The organism is Streptomyces sp. NBC_01618 (assembly GCF_045209435.1).
In the GTDB taxonomy this organism is placed as follows: Bacteria; Actinomycetota; Actinomycetes; order Streptomycetales; family Streptomycetaceae; genus Streptomyces.
In genome coordinates this window covers 2,193,716-2,211,446 of sequence record NZ_CP109297.1, presented here as the reverse complement: position 1 = coordinate 2,211,446, position 17,731 = coordinate 2,193,716, and the positions used below count along the sequence as shown (strand labels likewise).

The window sequence follows — 17,731 nt, the reverse complement described above, 5'->3', positions numbered from 1 at the left end:
GGGGTCATCGGCTAGAACGCGTTCTAGAACGGGCGTGGCGGCCGGTCCCGCACGACCTCGGTGCGGCCGACGGTGCGGACGGCCGCGCCGAGGTCTTCCCACCATCAAGGAGCAGCTTCCCCATGCCCATTGATGCCGAAAAGGCTGTCGCCGCCGAACCACGGTCCACCCGGATCAGCTGGGACCACAAGGACGTCCAGCTCTACCACCTGGGGATCGGCGCGGGTGCCGATCCGGACCGGGCCGACCCGGCCACCGACCCCGGAGAGCTGCGCTACACCCTGGAGTCCCGGCTCCAGGTGCTGCCCTCCTTCGCCACCGTCGCGGGGGCGGGCGCGGGCGTCGTCGGCGGGCTCTTCTCGCCGGGCATCGACGTCGACCTCGCCAACGTCCTGCACGGCGCGCAGAGCGTACGGGTGCACCGGCCGATCCCCGTGAAGGGCAGCGCCGTACAGACCTCCAAGGTCGCCGCGGTGTACGACAAGGGCAAGGCAGCCGTACTGGTGCTGCGTACCGAAGCCGCCGACGACGAGGGCCCGTTGTGGACCAACGACGCCCAGATCTTCGTGCGGGGCGAGGGGGGTTTCGGCGGTGAGCGCGGCCCGTCCGAGCGGATGGTCCATCCCGCCATCGCCCCCAACCGCATCGTGGAGCGTCCGATCCGCCCGGACCAGGCGCTGCTGTACCGCCTCTCCGGGGACTGGAATCCGCTGCACGCCGATCCCGAGTTCGCCAGGCTGGCCGGCTTCGACCGGCCGATCCTGCACGGGCTGTGCACCTACGGAATGACACTGAAGGCCGTCACCGACACGGTGCTCGGCGGTGACGTGACCCGTATCCGCTCCTACCGCGCCCGGTTCGTCGGGGTCGTCTTCCCCGGCGAGACCCTCCGCATCGAGATGTGGACCGGCGGGGACGAGGTACGGGTCGAGGTGAGAGCCGTGGAGCGGGACAACGCCATGGTCCTCGGTGACACCTTCGTCGAACACTCCTGAACCAACTCCAAGAGGTCCACAGGCCCATGAGGGGAGCCGCACCATGCGCGCAGCCGTACTGCACGAGATAGGCCAGGACAAGCTGGAAGTCCTCGACGACGTCGAGGCGGTGGGCTTCGGCCCCGGCAAGGTCAAGCTCCGTATCCGGGCCACCGGACTGTGTCACTCCGACGTCTCCGCGATGAGTGGCGTGCTGCCGCAGCCCGCCCCGTTCATCCCGGGGCACGAGGGCGCGGGCGAGGTCCTGGACGTCGGCGACGGCGTCACCGGGCTGAGCGCGGGGGACCGGGTGCTTGTCTGCTGGCTGCCCGCGTGCGGGGCGTGCCCGTCCTGCAAGCGCGGCCAGACCCAGCTCTGCCTGGCCGGCTTCATGAACGCGGGCACGCCCAACTTCAAGCGCCCCGGCGGCGATGTGTTCGGCTTCGCGGGCACCGGCACCTTCACCGAGGAGGTCGTCGTCGGCGCGGGCTGCGCCGTGCCGATCCCCGACGACGTGCCGTTCGAGATCGCTGCGCTGATCGGCTGCGGGGTGACCACCGGGCTCGGCGCCGCCATCAACACCGCACAGGTGGAGGCCGGTTCGTCGGTCGCCGTGATCGGCTGCGGCGGAGTCGGCATCTCCACCATCCAGGGCGCCAGGGTGCAGGGCGCCGCGCAGATCGTGGCCGTGGATCCCGTCGCGTCCCGGCGCGAGGCGGCCCTGCGGTTCGGCGCGACGGAGGCGGTTTCCCCGGACGAACTCACCGACGCCAAGCAGCGGATCACCGCGGGCGAGGGCTTCGACTACGTCTTCGAGGTCGTCGGCAAGTCGGCCACCGCCCGCACGGCGTACGAGAACACCCGGCGCGGCGGCACCCTCTGCATCGTCGGCGCGGGCGCCATGGACGACAACTTCCAGGTCAACATGTTCGAGCTGTTCTTCGACGAGAAGCGGATCCTGCCCTCCATGTACGGGGGAGGGGACGTGCTCCGCTCGTACGAACGGGCCATCGCGCTCTGGCGGGCCGGCCGCATCGACCTCGAATCGATGATCACCCACCGGGTGCGGCTCGACGGCATCAACGACGCCCTCGACCAGATGAGGACCGGCGAGTCGCTGCGCACCTGCGTCGAACTCTGACGGCCTCACCCGTGCCCCCCGATCCCTCCTGAGAGGCTCCGAGATTCCGATGTCACTTCCCCTGGACGGCATGTCCGCGATCGTCACGGGCGCGGGCCGCGGCCTCGGACGCGCCGAAGCGCTGGAACTGGCGGGGCTCGGCGCGTCCGTCGTCGTCAACGACTACGGGCAGCCGGGCCGCGACGGTTCCGGCGAGGCGTCCGCGACCCCCGCCGAGGAGGTCGCCGCGGAGATCCGGGAGGCGGGCGGCCGGGCGGTCGCGCACCTCGGCGACGTCTCCGACCACGCGCAGGCCCGCGAACTGGTGGAGCTGGCCGTCGACACGTACGGAAAGCTCGACATCCTGGTCAACAACGCGGGCATCCTGCGCGACCGGATGGTGTTCTCGATGACCGAGGACGAATGGGACTCCGTCATCAGGGTCCACCTCAAGGGCCACTTCAACACCACCCACTTTGCCGCGTCCCACTGGCGGGCCCGCTCCAAGGAGTCCGGCGGCCCGGTCTACGGCCGGATCGTCAACACCTCCTCGGAGGCGTTCCTGGCCGGTTCGGCGGGCCAGCCGAACTACGCGGCGGCCAAGGGCGGCATCGTCGGCCTGACCACCTCCACGGCCCTGGCCCTGGCCAAGTACGGCGTGACCGCCAACGCCATCTGCCCGCGCGCCCGCACCCGGATGACCCAGGACGTCTTCGCCGGCTTCCAGGAACCGGCGGACGGCCGGCTCGACGCGCTCGCCCCCGAGCACGTCTCGCCGCTGGTCGGCTACCTGGCGTCCCCGGCGGCCGCCAAGGTCAACGGGCAACTGCTCGTCGTGCACGGCGGGATGGTCGCGATCGTCGAACGCCCCAGGGTGGCCGCGAAGTTCGACTCGTCGAAGGAGACGTTCTCCTTCGACGAACTGGACGAGCTGATCTCCCCGTACTACGAGGGCCGCCCGCCGAACGAGACGTTCGCCGCGGCGGAGGTACTCGGCCTGAAACGGGGCTGACCGCAAGGGACAACGGGACACGGGTGGGCCCCGGCAGCCGACCGGCTGCCGGGGCCCACCCGTCCCTCGTCGATGTTCCGCGCGGTCAGGCCGCCCGGCTGTCCCCTTCGTGGGGGCGGCGGTGACGGCCGTGCGGCTGTGCTGCCGTGTCGTCCGTCGCGACGCCCCCTCGGTGCTTTCCGGAGCCGCCGGCTTCGGCCCGTTCCGCGTCCGCCCCCGGCGGACGCGTCTGGGGCGTGTCGGTTCGGGCTTCAGACATGTGGGAAGTCACCCCGTTGTGATCGCTTACGTGTATGTCACCAGGGCCGATCACGCCACCGCAACACGGCACGGTCACCAACGGCGACCGAGAGGTACGGTTGCGTAGCCCAGGCCCAGGATTCTAGCCAGGCACCGGCCGCCCCATGAGAGGCGCCTGCCCCAGTGGAATCGGCTTGCACACTGGAAGAGGCGCAGCGGCAGCGGACGGTTGCATACCGCTTTCCGCGGCCGGATCCGCCGACGGCCGATCACCGTGTTCCCCGTCCACCGGTGCCTCCAGCAGTGCCACCCCGCACGCCACGTTCTCGTTGGCGTACGGGAGTCTGAGTACGCCGTCCCGGGTCCACACCCCGCGACCGGCCTGCCACCCCTCGGGGGCGGCGAGTTGATGCAGCCGGCGCCCCGCCGGCCGCCACACCCCGAGCCAGCTGCCCGCCGCCCCGTCGATCCGCAGGGCCACCGCGCAGCTCTCCGGCATCAGCATCTGTCCCGGCTGTACGGCGAACGGTGTCACCGCGACATCCGCCGGGCGCAGACACTCGGGGAAACGCACCGGCAGACAGCTGCCCAGCACCCCCCACCCGAGCCGGTCGTGCCCCGGCGCGTCCGAGCGGATCAGCAGCAGACCGCTGTCCACGTCGGCGAGCAGCAGCCGGTCGTTGCTCCCCGGCGCGATCTGCAGCAGCGGCGTCACCTCGCCGCCCCGCTCCAGGTCCACGGCGACCGCCTTGACCGGCCCGCCGCCCGGCAGCTCCCGGTCCAGGGCCAGCAGCCGCCCCGCCCGGTTCAGCCAGACCCCGCCGGAACAGCGCCCCGGCACCTCGACGACCCGCTCGGGGCCGAAGGCGCCGCCCGCCACCAGCCAGACGGTGGTGGAGCGCGCACCGACCGACAGGGCATACGCGCATCGGCCGTCCGGCGACGGCGGCAGCAGGGTCAGATCCACGCATCCGACGGCGCCGAGCGGCAGTTCACCGGTGCCGGGGCCGGTCGGATACAGCAACGAGAACGCATGCCGGTCCGCGACCCGGCGCCGGATCAGTACGCGCCCGTCGGCCAGCGGCAGCACGTCCGAGTCCGGCTCCTCCGGCTGGTCGAGGGGCAGCGGCACGGCGTACGGCTCGTGCCCGTCGAGCGTCCAGCGCTCCACGAACCACGCCTGTCCGGCCCCGTCCGACGGCTCGCCCGCCCCGCCGATGTCGCGCCGGGCGAGCCGGGCCGCGTACGAACCGTCCGCCGCGATCGTGAAGGCGGGCGGCGCGAGGGCCGCCCGGTCGGGCTCACCCGGCGCAGCCGGCTCGTCGTCCCCCAGGACCGCGTCCGCGGCGTCCGCGGCATCCCCGGCCGCCCCCACGGTCCCGTTCTCGATAGCACAGGCAGTCATGGACTGATCACCTCCGGCAATCGAAGCTAGTTTTCGCACTTCCTGCCGAACAACACGAGACCGGTCGCTTCACACATAAGGGTGGTGATGCCGGGATTCGCCTGTGGGTGAGGGGGTGCCTGTGCTGGAGGTGAAACCGAATGGGTAAGGTTAGGCATCCCTAAGCAGTCCTGGTGTGACCTTCGATCTGGAGAAATGATGTCCCTTCGTCGCCGCGGTACCGCCGCAGTCGGCCTGGCAGCGGCCGCCGCCCTTTCCCTCTCGGCCTGCGGGAGCGATGCCGCAGGCTCGGGCGACTCGGCCAAGTCCGGCGGCGACAAGAAGGCGGCCGTCGCGACGGGCGGCAAGGACTTCGGCGACGCCGCGAAGAAGACGGCGGCGTACGGGACGGACGCCAAGGCCGGCCAGTTCCCCCGTACCCTCACCCACGCCATGGGCAAGACGGAGATCAAGTCCGCTCCCAAACGCGTCGTCGTGCTGGACGTCGGCGAGTTCGACAACGTCGTCTCGCTGGGGGTGAAGCCGGTCGGCTACGCCCCCTCCGAGGGCGACGCCGCCATCCCCTCGTACCTGAAGAAGGACGCGGGCAACCCCAAGAACGTCGGCACGATCAACAACCTCAACCTCGAAGCCATCGCCGGCCTGAAGCCCGACCTGATCCTCGGCAGCCAGCTCCGCGCCGCCGACAAGTACGACGCCCTCTCCAAGATCGCGCCGACCGTGTTCTCCATCCGCCCGGGCTTCACCTGGAAGGAGAACTACCTCCTCAACGCGGCGGCGCTGGACAAGACCGCCAAGGCGAAGAGCGAGCTCGACGCCTACGAGGCGAAGGCGAAGAAGCTCGGCGAGGACATCGGCCCGGACAAGCCGACCATCTCCATGGTCCGTTACCTCCCGGACCGCATCCGCCTCTACGCCAAGGCGTCCTTCATCGGCACCATCCTCGAGGACGTCGGCCTGCCGCGGCCCAAGAACCAGCAGATCGACGACCTCGCCGCGGAGATCAGCCCGGAGAAGATCGACGAGGCCGACGCCGACTGGATCTTCACCGGCGTCTACGGCGACGTGAAGGCCACCAAGCGCGACACCACCCAGTCCAACCCGCTGTGGAAGAACCTCAAGGCGGTCAAGGACGGCCGGGCCAAGGACGTCCCCGACGAGACCTGGTACCTCGGCCTCGGTGTCACGGCCGCGAACCTGGTCCTCGACGACCTCCGCGCCGACCTCGTGAAGTAACGATCCGGTCCGCGCCGGCCTCGTGAAGTAACGATCCGGTCCGCGCCGGCCTCGTGAAGTAACGATCCGGTCCGCGCCGGCCTCGTGAAGTGACGACCTGGTGCACGACGGCGAGCGGATCAGGTCGTAACGATTCTTCGCACACCGTGGCCCGTCCGTACGGGTCGCGGAAGCCATGGGCGACGGGGCACGAAGGGCAGGTAGCCTTTTCCTTGTGCCCCGTCTGTCCGAAGTCCTCGCCGAGCTCGACGCTCTCTGGCCACCCGAGCGGGCCGAGGGCTGGGACGCGGTCGGTACCGTCTGCGGCGACCCCGCCTCGCACGTCGACCGGGTGCTCTTCGCCGTCGACCCCGTCCACGAGATCGTCGACGAGGCGCTCAGGCTCGGAGCCCAGCTGATCGTCACCCACCACCCGCTCTATCTGCGGGGTACGACGACGGTCGCGGCCGACACCTTCAAGGGCCGGGTCGTGCACACCCTCATCAGGCACGACGTCGCGCTGCACGTCGCCCACACCAACGCCGACACCGCCGACCCGGGCGTCTCCGACGCCCTCGCCGGTGCGCTCGACCTGCGCGTCGAGGGGCCCCTCGTACCGGACCCCACCGACCCCAAGGGCCGTCGCGGCCTCGGCCGGATCTGTGCGCTCGACCATCCCGAGAGCCTGGCCGACTTCGCCGCCCGCGCCGCCGCTCGGCTGCCCGCCACCGCGCAGGGCATCCGGCTCGCGGGCGACCCCGCGGCGACGGTGCGCACCGTCGCGGTCAGCGGCGGCTCCGGCGACAGCCTCTTCGACGCGGTGCGCGCCGCGGGCGTCGACGCCTTCCTCACCGCCGACCTGCGCCACCACCCGGCCTCCGAAGCCATCCAGCACTCCCCGCTCGGCCTGATCGACGCCGCGCACTGGGCCACCGAGTGGCCCTGGTGCGAACAGGCCGCCGCGCAGCTCGACGCGATTTCCGACCGCCACGGATGGGGCCTGCGGGTCCATGTCTCGAAGCAGGTCACCGACCCCTGGACCACCACCACCCACCACTCTTCTGGAGCCCCCAACTGAACGCCGCGCCCGCCGACCAGATCCGACTCCTCGACGTCCAGGCCCTCGACGTACGTCTGTCGCAGCTTGCGCACCGCCGCAAGTCGCTCCCCGAGCACGCCGAGATCGAGTCGCTCACCAGCGACCTCGCGCAGCTGCGCGACCTGCTGGTCGCCTCGCAGACCGAGGAGAGCGACACCGCCCGCGAGCAGACCAAGGCGGAGCAGGACGTCGACCAGGTGCGCCAGCGCGCCGCCCGTGACCAGCAGCGCCTCGACTCCGGTGCGGTCACCTCGCCGAAGGACCTGGAGAGCCTCCAGCGCGAGATCGCCTCGCTGGCCAAGCGCCAGGGCGACCTGGAGGACATCGTCCTCGAAGTGATGGAGCGCCGCGAGTCCGCACAGGAACGCGTCACCGAGCTGTCCGACCGGGTCTCGGCGGTCCAGGCCAAGGCCGACGACGCGATCGCCCGTCGCGACGCCGCGACCAAGGAGCTCGACGAGGAGGCCGCGACCGTCACCAGGGAGCGCGAGCTCGTCGCCGGGTCCGTCCCCGCGGACCTGCTGAAGCTGTACGACAAGCTCCGCGTCCAGCAGGGCGGAGTCGGCGCGGCCCGCCTCTACCAGCGCCGCTGCGAGGGCTGCCGTCTCGAACTGAACATCACCGAGGTAAACGATGTGAAGGCGGCCTCCCCGGACACCGTCCTGCGCTGCGAGAACTGCCGCCGCATCCTGGTCCGTACGGCGGAGTCGGGCCTGTAATGACCCAGCCGCGCCAGCTCGTCATCGAGGCCGACGGCGGTTCCCGGGGCAATCCCGGGCCCGCCGGTTACGGTGCGGTCGTCATCGACCCGGTGACGGGGGAGACCCTTGCCGAGGCCGCCGAGTACATCGGCGTCGCGACGAACAACGTCGCCGAGTACAAGGGCCTCATCGCCGGCTTGAAGGCGGCGAAGGCGCTGCTGCCGGACGCCTCGGCGGACGGCACGCTCCGGGTGCGGGTCCGGATGGACTCCAAGCTGGTCGTGGAACAGATGTCGGGCCGCTGGAAGATCAAGCACCCCGACATGAAGCCGCTCGCGGCGGAGGCCGCCAGGATCCTGCCGGCCTCCGTCGTCACGTACGAGTGGATCCCGCGCGAGCAGAACAAGCACGCGGACCGGCTCGCCAACGAGGCGATGGACGCGGGCAAGCGCGGCAGGCAGTGGGAGCCGTCGTCGTCGACGGCCGCCCTGGACACCCCCCGTCCCTCGACGACCGCCGTCCTGCCGCCGGTCTCCGGGCCGCCCGGTGATGCGGCGGCGGGCGCGGCGAAGGCCCGCGCGGCGATGTCCGCCCGCCCGGGAGCCGGTACGGGCACGGCACCGGCGGCGGTTACGGCCGCGGTTACGGCCGCGCCCCAGGTGGGCTGGGCCGCGGCGCCCGACCTCGGCGCACCCGCCACCTTCGTACTGCTCCGGCACGGCGAGACGGCCCTCACCCCTGAGAAGCGTTTCTCGGGCAGTGGCGGCAGCGACCCCGAACTCTCGGCGACCGGCCGTGACCAGGCCGAACGCATCGCCCGGTCGCTGGCCGCCCGCGGCACGATCGAGGAGATCGTCAGCTCCCCGCTGCGCCGCTGCCGCGAAACGGCGGCGGCGGTGGCGGCCCGGCTGGGCCTGGAGGTCCGGATCGAGGACGGCCTGCGCGAGACGGACTTCGGCGCCTGGGAGGGGCTGACGTTCGCCGAGGTACGCGAGCGTTACGGCCCCGACCTGGACGCCTGGCTCTCCTCCGCGAAGGCGGCCCCCACCGGCGGCGGCGAGAGCTTCGCCGAGGTCACCCGCCGCGTCGCGGCCACCCGCGACCGCCTCACCACCCGCTACGCGGGCCGCACGGTTCTCCTGGTCACCCACGTGACGCCGATCAAGACCCTGGTCCGGCTGGCGCTCGGCGCCCCGCCGGAAGCCATGTTCCGGATGGAACTCTCGGCGGCGTCGGTGTCCGCGGTCGCGTACTACTCGGACGGGAACGTGTCACTCAGGCTGCTGAATGACACGTCGCATCTGAGGTAGGGGGGCGGCGGGGGCCCGGAACTGCCGCGTCCGGCACCTGACGCACGGCTCGCAACCGCCGTGCCCGGCGCCTGACGCACGGCTGGCACCGGGGCCCGGAAGTGTCCTGTCCGGCACCTGACGCACGGCTCGTCATGCCTTGCCCACTGCCTCCGCCACCTGCCACCTGCCTCCGTCAGCCGCGCAGCGCCGCGGCCTCGCGTGCCAGCCGCTCCACCCGTGCCCAGTCCTTCGCCGCCACCGCGTCCGCCGGGACCATCCAACTACCGCCCACGCAGCCGACGTTGGGCAGAGCCAGATAGGACGGCGCGGACGCCAGGGAGATGCCGCCCGTCGGGCAGAACCGGGCCTGCGGCAGCGGCGAGGAGAGCGCCTTCAGATACGCCGTGCCGCCCGCCGCCTCGGCCGGGAAGAATTTCATCTCGGTGACCCCGCGCTCCAGCAGCGCCACCACCTCGGACGTCGTCGAGACGCCCGGCAGGAAGGGCACCCCCGATGCCTTCATCGCGTCCAGCAGTGTCTCCGTCCAGCCGGGACTCACCAGGAACCGGGCACCCGCGGCGAGGGTGTCGGAGACGTTCCGTACCGAGATCACCGTGCCCGCGCCGACCACCGCGTCCGGAACCTCGGCCGCGATCGCCCTGATCGCGTCCAGGGCCGCGGCGGTGCGCAGCGTCACCTCGATGGCCGGGAGCCCGCCCGCGACCAGGGCCCGGGCGAGCGGCACCGCGTCGGCGGCATCCTCCAGAACGACAACGGGCACGACGGGGGCAAGGTCCAGCACAGAGGGGGGCATGCGCTCATCTTGCCGCGCGAACAGCACGCTACGCAACGACCGTTGCACATGATGCAACGAACGTGCGGCGTGCTGGGGCGTGCTGCGACACGATCGGGCCCTACGGCTCAGTGGATCTCGGTCACCACGACATCGAGCGACCACGCCCTCCCGGCCCGCGCGGGGGCCTCGGCCTCCACCACGTACCCGAGCTCCCGCAAGGTCTCCACCAGCTCCGCGGGCCCCTTCGGCCGGGCGCCCGCCAGCAGCAGATCGCGGACCATCCGCCCCTTCGTCGCCTTGTTGAAGTGGCTGACCACGGACCGTTTCTCGACCCCGTCCACCATCTGGGCATGCAGGACCCGCACGCTCGCCGTGCGCTCCGCCACCTCGCCCTTCGGCTTCCAGGCCGCGGTGTACGCGGACGACCGCAGGTCCAGGACCAGCCCGTCCCCGGCCGCCTCCGGCAGGACCGCCGCCATCGGGCCGCGCCAGTACGCCCCGAGCGCGCCGAGCCCCGGCAGCTTCACTCCCATCGAGCAGCGGTACGAAGGAATCCGGTCGCCCACCCGCACAGCGCCCCACAGCCCGGAGAAGACCAGCAACGACTTTCCGGCCCGCCGCGTGGCCGCCGCGTCCAGCGAAGCCAGATCGAGGGCGTCGTACAGCACCCCCGTGTAGATCTCCCCGGCCGGACGCGTCCCCGCCGTCCGCAGCTCGACGTTCTTCGCGATCTCGCCGCGCAGCCCCTCGCTCAGCCCGAGCACCTCACGGGCCTTCTCCTCGTCCGCCGTGCACAGCTCGACCAGCTCGTCGAGGACCGCGGCCCGCGCCGCGGCCAGCCCCGGCAGCGACAGCGACTCCGGCTTCAGGGGTGCTCCGCGCCCCGACGCGGCCTTTCCTTCGGAGGGCGGCAACAGCACGAGCACGGCGGTTCTCCTTCGTACGTACGCACAGGCGGACGGGCCGAGAGGGCCCGCGCACCAGCGTACGGGGGCCACCGGCACCGCCACCGGTCCCGGCGGACCAGGCCGGACAGCAGCCCCACGCCCGGCCACCACCCGGGATGCCGCCCGCCCCGCCCCGCCATACGCTCGGTGCATGCCCCGCCGCCATCTCCACATGACCGGGCCGGCCGATACCCCGCTGAGGGCGGCCCTGCGCAAACTGCGTACCGAACTCGGCGTGCCCGACGGCTTCCCGCCCGACGTCCTCGCCGAGGCGGCACAGGCGGCGGGCGCCCCGGCGGTGTCGGCCCACCGGGACGCGACGGACCTGCCGTTCTTCACCATCGACCCGCCCGCATCGACCGACCTCGACCAGGCCATGCACCTCGAACGCCGCCGCCACGGCTTCCGCGTGCACTACGCCATCGCCGACGTCGCCGCCTTCGTACGCCCCGGCGGCGCACTCGACACCGAGGCCCACCGCCGGGTGACGACCCTCTACTTCCCCGACGGGCAGGTGCCCCTCCACCCCACCTCGCTCTGCGAGGGCGCGGCCAGCCTCCTTCCCGGGCAGACGCGCCCGGCCCTGCTCTGGCAGATCGACCTCGACGCCGAGGGCGGCATCGTCGCCACCTCGGTACGCCGGGCCCTCGTCCGCAGCCGCGCCGAACTCGACTACGCGGGCGTCCAGCGGCAGATCGAAACGGGCACCGCCGAAGAGCCCCTGGCCCTGCTCCGGGACATCGGACGGCTCCGCGAGGAACAGGAGGTCGCCCGCGGCGGAATCTCCCTCAACGTGCCCGAGCAGGAGATCGTCGCGCGCGACGGCACGTACGGCCTGGACTACCGCGCCCCGCTGCCCGCCGACGGCTGGAACGCCCAGATCTCCCTGCTGACCGGCATGGCCGCCGCCCACCTCATGACGGAGACCGGCACCGGCATCCTGCGGACCCTTCCGGTCGCCCCGGACGGCGCCGTGGCCCGGCTCCGGCGCTCGGCCGAGGCGCTGCACGTCGACTGGCCGCACCACGTCCCGTACGCCGAGGTCGTCCGTTCCCTCGACCCGAGGAGGACCACCCACGCCGCGTTCCTCCAGGAGTGCACCACTCTCCTGCGCGGCGCCGGCTACACCGTCTTCGCACACGGCGAACTCCCCACCCCCGCCGTCCACGCCGCCGTCGCCGACCTCTACACGCACTGCACCGCCCCGCTGCGCCGCCTCGTCGACCGGTACGCGGCCGAGCTGTGCGTCGCCGCCGTCGCGGAACAGGACCCTCCCGAGTGGGTCCTCGCCGCGCTGCCCGGCCTGCCGAAGGAGATGGCGGACGGAACGAGGCGCGCCGACACGGTGGAGCGCGAATGCGTCGACGTGGTCGAGGCCGCGCTCCTCAAGGACCGGATCGGTGAGGTCTTCGACGCGTACGTGATCGATGTGTCGGAGCAGGAGCCGACCACGGGCACCATCCACATCGACGACCCGGCCGTCGTCGCCCGCGTCGAGGGCGGCACGGCGAAGCTCCTCCTCGGGCAACGGCTGCCGGTCAGGCTCGCCCGGGCGGACCCTGGCTCGGCGAAGGTCCTCTTCGCCCCCGCGTGAGCCCGGCCACGACGGCACCCTGATCCCGGCCTCCTGCCGGGCCCGGGCAGCAGACCGATGCGGTGGTGCCGAACCGCCCGCATCGGACAACTCCGCGCCCTCCTGTGCCACGATCGAATGAAGAACTCCCATCTCACGGACGGCGGGTCCATCGATGTCCCAATCTGGCGAGCGACCGAGGAAGGGGCGTGACATGACTGCCATGCCGCACGAACTGCTCACGCAGGCGGACGTCCTGCTGGAGGGCTTCCTGGCGCTGGACACGCCGGAGGGCTTCCGGGCGGAGCTGATCGAGGGGGAGATTGTCGTGACGCCGCCGCCGGACGGGGACCACGAGGACTACATCGCCGTGATCCTTGAGCAAGTGATCACCCGCTCTCGCACCAAGATGCGATTTTCAGGGAACAAGGGACTGAAGCTGACGAGCGGCGGACGCTGCCCCAAGAACCACGTCATTCCCGACGGCACCTTCGCCCCCACCGAACTGCGTCTGTACCGGGGAGCGGACCCCTGGATGCCGTGTGAGGGGGTGGCCCTCGTCGTCGAGGTCACCTCGACCAAGCCCCAGGCCGACCGCACGGACAAGCGTCACTGCTACGCCCGCGGACCCATCCCGCTCTACCTCCTGGTCGACCGCGAGCAGTCCTCGGTGACGCTGTTCAGCGAGCCGGAGGGCGACGACTACCGTCAGCACTGCACGATCCCGTTCGGTAAGCGGCTCGCGCTCCCGACACCATTCGTCTTCGATCTGGAGACCGAGGAATTCATGTGAGGACTCCGCCCGGTCCGGCGGCCCCGTCCGGTGGCCACGGCCAGGCGGGTAGCATGGTCGGCACGGCAGACGAGCCGGGCGGACGGCCGCGTGGGGATCTTCGGATCTCCCCGAGGAACGTCCGGGCTCCACAGGGCAGGGTGATGGCTAACGGCCACCCGGGGTGACCCGCGGGACAGTGCCACAGAAAACAGACCGCCGGGGACTTCGGTCCTCGGTAAGGGTGAAACGGTGGTGTAAGAGACCACCAGCGCCTGAGGTGACTCAGGCGGCTAGGTAAACCCCACCCGGAGCAAGGTCAAGAGGGGCCGTCGCGAGACGGCCCTGCGCGAATGTTCGAGGGCGGCCCGCCCGAGTTCGCGGGTAGACCGCACGAGACCGGCAGCAATGCCGGTCCTAGATGGATGGCCGTCTCCCCGGCAGCCGCGAGGCGACCGGGCGACAGAACCCGGCGTACAGCCCGACTCGTCTGCCGATACCTGTGGCTTTACCTTGAGAAGGGCCTCTGACCTGCGTCGGAGGCCCTTTCCAGACTTTCAGTAGCTTGCCGCTTCGGGCGGCGAACGACCTGGATGATGGCGCCGCCGGCACGAGTGGGAGCCGCTCTCTGAGAGTCTCGCGTCCACCGGCCATCACGACGCCGAGCGACATGTGTCCGAGTCGTCCGATGCGGGCTGCTCGGTAACCGCGTCGAGGTCTCGTAGGTCTCCGACGGGCACAGGTTTGATCGGCAGGTGGGCGGAGAAGCGTCCGCCGAGCCCGATCGGCTGCTCGCGTGCCGATGCGAGGATCGTGCCGACGCTGCTCTCGCAGTAGCGTCCCTGGCAGGGGCCCATGCCCGTCCGGCAGGAGAGCTTGACGGCGTTGACGTTGCTGACGAACGGTGACGATTCGAGGAAGTCGTCGAGTTCGCCGCGTGTGACCAGTTCGCATCGACAGACGGTGGTTTCTCGCGTCGCCAGGTCTCCGAGCGCGCCACGGACCGGTTCGAACATGTTTTGCACAACAGCGGAGAACCGTGTCGATGTGTGGATGCCACGTTCCGCTTCGGCGAAGGCCGCGGCTGACACGGCGCGTCCGAGGCTCGCGGCGATCCCGAGACCCGCGAGCGTACCCTCGGCGCGGGATTGGTCGGCGCCGGCGACTCCCGTGGGCTCGCCGGCGACGAACACTCCGGGGACGGATGTCTGCAGTCGTTCGTCGTGTGTGACCACCCAGCCACCCCGCGGCGAATCAAATGCGAGTTCGCATCCGATCTGACGGGCGAGCTCCGTCGACGCGGAGAAGCCGTACCCGAGCACGAGATGCGATGCAGCGACCTCGCGGGGTGCGCCTGTCACCTTCCACCGCCGGTCGACCCTGGTGAGCTCGATCCGGGAGAGGTGTTCCGTGCCGTGGGCGGCCGTCACGATGGTCCGGGGCGAGACTCGGATGCCCTTGCGCACCAGCCGCGTCAGGATCGCGCCCGTCTCTGCGAGCATCCGCAGATGACCGGGCACGGCGCCGAGGGCGCGGAGCATGTCCATCGGCGTCGGGATGCTCTGCGCGAACGCGATCTCGCGCACCGGGACGCCGTCGCGGACGAGCAGGTCGGCCACGAGCAGCAGCAGCGGATGCGCCCCGGCCAGCACAACGTCGCCGACGGGTGCGATCTTCTGCGCCTTGACGAGGGTCTGGACACCGCCGGCGGTCATGACGCCGGGCAGCGTCCAGCCGGGGAAGGCGACGGGAAGGTCGTAGGCGCCCGTGGCGATCAGCAGCCTACGCGCGCCGATCACGCGAGTGCCGTGTTCCGGGTGATTGATCGCCACGCACAGACCATCCGGCTCTGCGTCGTCGTGCAGGACACCGATCGCCGACCAGCCGAACTCCGTCGTCAGTCGCGGGTCCGCCTCGAAGCGCCGGATGAGCTCGGTGGCCCAGCCGTAGCCCGCGGTGGGGTGCAGGACGCTTCCGGTGAAGGTCTCGGGTGGCTGACGGAAGATCTGCCCGCCCGCTCGTTGCTGCTCGTCGATGACGACGACCGTCAGGCCGTGATCGGCTGCGGTGAGAGCCGCCGACATGCCCGCCGGGCCCGCGCCTATGATCGCGAGATCAAACATCACAGCCTCCCTGGCGTCTCGATGATCAGGCCCTCGCGCGCCGGTACGAGGCAGGTGCGGGTCAGCGGCCGACCGTCGACGGTGGCGGCGCACTCGAAGCACGTCCCCATGTTGCACAGCGGCGCCCGCGGAGCTCCGATGCGGTCTCGTTCGAACGCGGCCCCTTCGGCGAGCATTGCCGCGGCCACCGTCTCGCCCCTACAGGCGCGAACCGGCTCGCCGTCCACGGCGATTGTCACGGCGTCGCCGCGTTCTTGCGCGGTGCGACGCCAGGATCCGTCTGCGGTCATGGGGCGCTCCTTTCCGCGAAGCGGGCCGGGTCGTAGGGTGCGAGGTCGATATCGGGCGAGCGCCCGGCGATGAGGCCGGTCAGCACCCGCGCGAAGCTCGGCCCGAGGGTGAACGCCGATCCGCCGGTGGCGACGAATACCCCCGGCGCGCCCTTGACCGCGCCGACGAGCGGCAGCTGGTCGGGTGCCACCGTGGTCGCGCCGACCCAGCTGCGCACGGCGGGGACCCGCTCCAGCGCGGGAACGGTGTTCACGGCTGCGCGCGCGTTGCCGGCGATCGACTGCGGGATCAACTGGTGCTTGCGGTCGAATGCCGGGGCGCCGTGCGCGTCCCTCATCAGTCGCGCCGGCCACCCGCCGCCGATGAGGACGGTGTTGTCGAGCGACTGCTTGAGCGACAGGCGCGCACCGGCGTGCTGGACGAGGTGGGGGATGAACTTGGGAATCTTCGAGGTGACGGTCATCGTGAGGGCGAGGGGGACGGTGGGGAGCTCGGCGTCGAAAACCCGGCCGAGCTCGGTCGTCCATACGCCGGCGGCGAGCACGACTGCTGCGGTCTGGACGGTGCGGACCCGTTCGTCTCCCGCGCGGTCCGTCTCCCGGAGGGTGACTTCCCATCCGGTCGCCGCGCGACGGGCGCCGACCAGGCGGGAACGTGCGCGCACGGTCGCGCCGGCCGTGATGGCCGCGCGTCCGACCGCGGGAGCGGCGATGCGGGCGTCCGCCTTTCCTTCCAGTGCGCTGAGGTTGGCTGCGACGATGTCCCGTGAAAGGTACGGTGCGACGTCGTCGAGCTCGGTGCGATCGAGCGTGCGCACATCGAGGCCCCAGGAGCGTTCCAGCTCCGCCTTGAACTCGAGCATCCCGACCTGGTCGGAGTTCTCGGCGACCATGAGTCCGCCCGTCTGGCGCACGCCGAGTGGCTCTCCGATCTCATCCTCCATGCGCGCCCACATCGCGGCAGCGTCGAGGTGCAGCGGCATCGCCTCCGCCGCGACGCGCGCGGCCTCCTCGCCGGCCTCGACCATCCGGTATTCGAGCTGGAAGTGCAGGCTCCCCGCGTTCTGGCCCGAGGCGTGCTGGTTCACCTGGTCCTTGTCGACCAGGAGCACGTGCGCCCCGTCGCGGGCGGCCATCCACGCCGTGAGGCAGCCGAGCAGGCCGCCGCCGACGACAACGACGTCGTACCGCTCAGTCATCGGCGAGGGGGACCGTCTCGATGCCGAGCTCGTGCAGGGTCGCCTCGACGCGGGCGACCTCGTCCGGCGTGAGCTCAAGGAGCGGCGCCCGCACGAATCCCGCGGGGATGCCGCGCAGCCGCAGTGCGGTCTTGATGATCGCCTGCTGGTTACCGAACTGCACGCCGTAGTCGGGACGGAACCACGCGTCCATGTACACGCGGTCCCTCTTGCCCAGTTGGACCGCGCGCTCTCGGTCCCCGGCGTCGACGGCGTTCCAGAAGTCGGCCTGGTCGCGGCCGAGGATGCCGCCCGTTCCCATCAGGCCGTCGCCGTGGCCGAGCATCGCAAGGTCGGCGCCGAGCGCGTTGGTGGGCAGACCGAAGTACCGCACCTCGCCCTCCAGCGCGTACATCCCGGCGAGGAAGCTCGCGAAGTCTCCCGTCGAGTTCTTGACAGCGACGACATTCTCGATCTGCGCGAGTTCGGCCAGCAGTTCCACGCCCATGTCCACGACGCAGCCGCGCGGCCAGTTGTACACGGTCATCGGGATGTCGGTGGCATCGCTCACCGCCTGGTAGAACGCAACGATCTCCTTCCCGTTGGGCACGATGTAGGGGGGCGGGGTAAGGAGGATGCCGTCGAGGCCCGCCGCCTCTGCCGCGCGGGCATGGGTGATCGCCTCTTGCGGGGTGAAAGCGTTGCAGGCGCCGAGGACGGGGAAGGCACCGCTCCGGTGTTCGGCGCCCGCCGCGAACAGCTCCGCGCGCTCCTTTGCGGACAGGGAGAACCACTCGCCGCTCGTGCCGGCCAGGATCGCGCCCTGGATACCCTCGTTGACGAGCCAAGCCATCTGCCGGTGCAACGCGTCGATGTCGAGCGCGCCCTCGCGGGTGAACGGTGTGGTGATGGCGGGGATGTAGCCGCGCCAGCTGACGGTGTTGCGATCCATGTTTGCTCCAAATCGCCGGTTGTCCGGCGGTGCTCTTCTGGG

General features: G+C 71.3%; 16 protein-coding genes and 1 other RNA gene. 10 read left to right on the top strand and 7 right to left on the bottom strand.

What is annotated here, in order from left to right; all coding sequences use genetic code 11:
- The first annotated feature begins 122 nt into the window (after positions 1–122).
- The 3 genes from OH735_RS10415 to OH735_RS10405 are packed head-to-tail and all read left to right on the top strand — an operon-like array spanning position 123 to position 3,106.
- Positions 123–995, top strand: a complete 873-nt coding sequence (locus OH735_RS10415; protein WP_406381095.1) for a MaoC/PaaZ C-terminal domain-containing protein — start codon at positions 123–125, stop codon at positions 993–995.
- 43 nt (positions 996–1,038) lie between these two features.
- A complete protein-coding gene (locus tag OH735_RS10410; RefSeq protein ID WP_406381094.1) occupies positions 1,039–2,115 on the top strand; it encodes a Zn-dependent alcohol dehydrogenase in 1,077 nt (358 codons plus the stop codon).
- A gap of 49 nt (positions 2,116–2,164) precedes the next feature.
- Positions 2,165–3,106, top strand: a complete 942-nt coding sequence (locus OH735_RS10405) for a 3-oxoacyl-ACP reductase (RefSeq protein ID WP_406381093.1) — start codon at positions 2,165–2,167, stop codon at positions 3,104–3,106.
- A gap of 382 nt (positions 3,107–3,488) precedes the next feature.
- Here the strand turns inward: OH735_RS10405 and OH735_RS10400 are convergent, their stop codons facing one another.
- Positions 3,489–4,751 carry a hypothetical protein gene (locus OH735_RS10400; RefSeq protein ID WP_406381092.1) on the bottom strand — a complete coding sequence of 421 codons (1,263 nt, stop codon included), beginning with the start codon at positions 4,749–4,751 and terminating at the stop codon, positions 3,489–3,491.
- A gap of 198 nt (positions 4,752–4,949) precedes the next feature.
- On the opposite strand from OH735_RS10400, the gene OH735_RS10395 reads away from it, so the two are divergent.
- The 4 genes from OH735_RS10395 to OH735_RS10380 all read left to right on the top strand — a co-directional run bounded on the left by OH735_RS10395 (position 4,950) and on the right by OH735_RS10380 (position 9,076).
- The gene (locus tag OH735_RS10395; RefSeq protein WP_406386506.1) at positions 4,950–5,987 is read left to right on the top strand and encodes an ABC transporter substrate-binding protein; all 1,038 of its coding nucleotides are present in this window, start codon (positions 4,950–4,952) and stop codon (positions 5,985–5,987) included.
- Between the two features lie 214 nt (positions 5,988–6,201).
- Positions 6,202–7,044, top strand: a complete 843-nt coding sequence (locus OH735_RS10390; RefSeq protein WP_406381091.1) for a Nif3-like dinuclear metal center hexameric protein — start codon at positions 6,202–6,204, stop codon at positions 7,042–7,044.
- Complete coding sequence (locus tag OH735_RS10385) at positions 7,041–7,784, top strand: zinc ribbon domain-containing protein (RefSeq protein WP_406386505.1); 744 nt, start codon at positions 7,041–7,043, stop codon at positions 7,782–7,784. The genes OH735_RS10390 and OH735_RS10385 overlap by 4 nt, the downstream gene beginning before the upstream one ends.
- Entirely contained in the window at positions 7,784–9,076 is a 1,293-nt protein-coding gene (locus tag OH735_RS10380; protein ID WP_406381090.1) for a bifunctional RNase H/acid phosphatase, read from the top strand. The genes OH735_RS10385 and OH735_RS10380 overlap by 1 nt, the downstream gene beginning before the upstream one ends.
- 175 nt (positions 9,077–9,251) lie before the next feature.
- Here OH735_RS10380 and eda read toward each other — a convergent pair whose 3' ends face one another.
- Together eda and yaaA are read right to left on the bottom strand one after the other, a co-directional pair.
- On the bottom strand, positions 9,252–9,872 hold the full coding sequence (gene eda / locus OH735_RS10375) for a bifunctional 4-hydroxy-2-oxoglutarate aldolase/2-dehydro-3-deoxy-phosphogluconate aldolase (RefSeq protein WP_406381089.1): 621 nt from the start codon (positions 9,870–9,872) through the stop codon (positions 9,252–9,254).
- 107 nt (positions 9,873–9,979) lie between these two features.
- Positions 9,980–10,780 (bottom strand): peroxide stress protein YaaA, encoded by an 801-nt coding sequence (yaaA, locus tag OH735_RS10370; RefSeq protein WP_406381088.1) that lies wholly within the window; start codon positions 10,778–10,780, stop codon positions 9,980–9,982.
- Positions 10,781–10,952: 172 nt separating this feature from the next.
- Here yaaA and OH735_RS10365 point away from each other — a divergent pair, with 172 nt between their 5' ends.
- From OH735_RS10365 to rnpB, 3 genes are all read left to right on the top strand, one after another.
- A complete protein-coding gene (locus OH735_RS10365; protein WP_406381087.1) occupies positions 10,953–12,395 on the top strand; it encodes an RNB domain-containing ribonuclease in 1,443 nt (480 codons plus the stop codon).
- 202 nt (positions 12,396–12,597) lie between these two features.
- The gene (locus OH735_RS10360; RefSeq protein WP_406386503.1) at positions 12,598–13,167 is read left to right on the top strand and encodes a Uma2 family endonuclease; all 570 of its coding nucleotides are present in this window, start codon (positions 12,598–12,600) and stop codon (positions 13,165–13,167) included.
- A 70-nt stretch (positions 13,168–13,237) separates the two neighbouring features.
- An RNA gene (gene rnpB, locus OH735_RS10355) (RNase P RNA component class A) lies at positions 13,238–13,639 on the top strand.
- Positions 13,640–13,799: 160 nt separating this feature from the next.
- Here rnpB and OH735_RS10350 read toward each other — a convergent pair.
- Genes OH735_RS10350 through OH735_RS10335 form a run of 4 tightly spaced genes read right to left on the bottom strand, consistent with a single transcriptional unit; the run spans position 13,800 to position 17,689 of the window.
- A complete protein-coding gene (locus tag OH735_RS10350; protein WP_406381086.1) occupies positions 13,800–15,269 on the bottom strand; it encodes an FAD-dependent oxidoreductase in 1,470 nt (489 codons plus the stop codon).
- The gene (locus OH735_RS10345) at positions 15,269–15,559 is read right to left on the bottom strand and encodes a 2Fe-2S iron-sulfur cluster-binding protein (protein WP_406381085.1); all 291 of its coding nucleotides are present in this window, start codon (positions 15,557–15,559) and stop codon (positions 15,269–15,271) included. Before OH735_RS10345 ends, OH735_RS10350 begins: the two co-directional genes overlap by 1 nt.
- The gene (locus tag OH735_RS10340) at positions 15,556–16,758 is read right to left on the bottom strand and encodes an NAD(P)/FAD-dependent oxidoreductase (protein WP_406381084.1); all 1,203 of its coding nucleotides are present in this window, start codon (positions 16,756–16,758) and stop codon (positions 15,556–15,558) included. Before OH735_RS10340 ends, OH735_RS10345 begins: the two co-directional genes overlap by 4 nt.
- The gene (locus tag OH735_RS10335) at positions 16,751–17,689 is read right to left on the bottom strand and encodes a dihydrodipicolinate synthase family protein (protein WP_406381083.1); all 939 of its coding nucleotides are present in this window, start codon (positions 17,687–17,689) and stop codon (positions 16,751–16,753) included. The genes OH735_RS10340 and OH735_RS10335 overlap by 8 nt, the downstream gene beginning before the upstream one ends.
- Positions 17,690–17,731: the final 42 nt, after the last annotated feature.

Bases quoted from the DNA above. Each gene is read 5' to 3' on its own strand.
- OH735_RS10415 (WP_406381095.1), top strand. From the start codon at position 123: ATGCCCATTGATGCCGAAAAGGCTGTCGCCGCCGAACCACGGTCCACC.
- OH735_RS10410 (WP_406381094.1), top strand. From the start codon at position 1,039: ATGCGCGCAGCCGTACTGCACGAGATAGGCCAGGACAAGCTGGAAGTC.
- OH735_RS10405 (WP_406381093.1), top strand. From the start codon at position 2,165: ATGTCACTTCCCCTGGACGGCATGTCCGCGATCGTCACGGGCGCGGGC.
- OH735_RS10400 (WP_406381092.1), bottom strand. From the start codon at position 4,751: ATGACTGCCTGTGCTATCGAGAACGGGACCGTGGGGGCGGCCGGGGAT.
- OH735_RS10395 (WP_406386506.1), top strand. From the start codon at position 4,950: ATGTCCCTTCGTCGCCGCGGTACCGCCGCAGTCGGCCTGGCAGCGGCC.
- OH735_RS10380 (WP_406381090.1), top strand. From the start codon at position 7,784: ATGACCCAGCCGCGCCAGCTCGTCATCGAGGCCGACGGCGGTTCCCGG.
- eda (WP_406381089.1), bottom strand. From the start codon at position 9,872: ATGCCCCCCTCTGTGCTGGACCTTGCCCCCGTCGTGCCCGTTGTCGTT.
- OH735_RS10365 (WP_406381087.1), top strand. From the start codon at position 10,953: ATGCCCCGCCGCCATCTCCACATGACCGGGCCGGCCGATACCCCGCTG.
- OH735_RS10360 (WP_406386503.1), top strand. From the start codon at position 12,598: ATGCCGCACGAACTGCTCACGCAGGCGGACGTCCTGCTGGAGGGCTTC.
- OH735_RS10350 (WP_406381086.1), bottom strand. From the start codon at position 15,269: ATGTTTGATCTCGCGATCATAGGCGCGGGCCCGGCGGGCATGTCGGCG.
- OH735_RS10345 (WP_406381085.1), bottom strand. From the start codon at position 15,559: ATGACCGCAGACGGATCCTGGCGTCGCACCGCGCAAGAACGCGGCGAC.
- OH735_RS10340 (WP_406381084.1), bottom strand. From the start codon at position 16,758: ATGACTGAGCGGTACGACGTCGTTGTCGTCGGCGGCGGCCTGCTCGGC.
- OH735_RS10335 (WP_406381083.1), bottom strand. From the start codon at position 17,689: ATGGATCGCAACACCGTCAGCTGGCGCGGCTACATCCCCGCCATCACC.